Genomic DNA, 765 nt, shown 5'->3' on the forward strand with positions numbered 1-765 from the left:
TCGAGGGTGAACAGGCTCTTTTCCTCTCCCCCCGATCCGTTCACGGGGAAACAGATGTCTACCGCCGTGGCAGTCTGGCCCTTGGCGTCGAACCAGGCGATGGCCGAAACCGGTTCACGGTAGGGGGAGAAAAGGGGCGTGACCGTATCCGGGGGGAGGGTGCCCAGCTGTATGAGGGTCTCCTTCTCAAAAGCGTTTTTTTCCACAGTCACGCTGACACCGTATGCCTCTGAAGCGGGGTCGGTTATCTCCACTCTCCCGCCCTCGGGACCTATGATGGAAGCGGCTTCCCCCTGTACATTCTGGGTTACCTGGACCGTGAAACTTGCGCCGGCAATCCCTATGTATATCACCTCCAGGAGGTTCTCTCCCTGGTTGATCACGGTTTCCCGTACGATCGATTCCGGTTCTCCTTCCGGGCTGAACAGGGTAATTGCCGGCTGCCCGTTTACGGTGAGGAACAGGCTGGTCATTCCGGAACCCGGGTCGTATTCGGGGCTCCCGTTTGTCAGTGTCACCGTTGCGGTCCCGTCCTCCCCCACGAATGTGAAGGATCTGTAGGCAGGCAGCGCCCCGCTTGCGAGGACCGATCTGCTCATGAGCTCTACCGCAACGGAACCGTAGCTCACGGAAGAAAAGAGCAGGCAAAGGGCGGAAACGATCAGAATACGGTTAAAACGGACCATACAATCCCCTCCGGTTCATGGCTTTGTTTCCTGTTTGCGGCGCCTCAAACGTTCACGCCGGCACAATCTTTTTCAACGT

1 protein-coding gene is annotated in these 765 nt (G+C 57.9%); it reads right to left on the reverse strand.

Annotated features, from left to right (window positions below):
• On the reverse strand, positions 1–686 hold a 686-nt coding region (locus tag GTN70_08360), incomplete at its 3' end, for a hypothetical protein (GenBank protein NIO16998.1).
• Positions 687–765 lie beyond the last annotated feature (79 nt).

This window comes from Deltaproteobacteria bacterium (assembly GCA_011773515.1).
Lineage (GTDB): Bacteria > Desulfobacterota > Deferrimicrobia > J040 > J040 > WVXK01.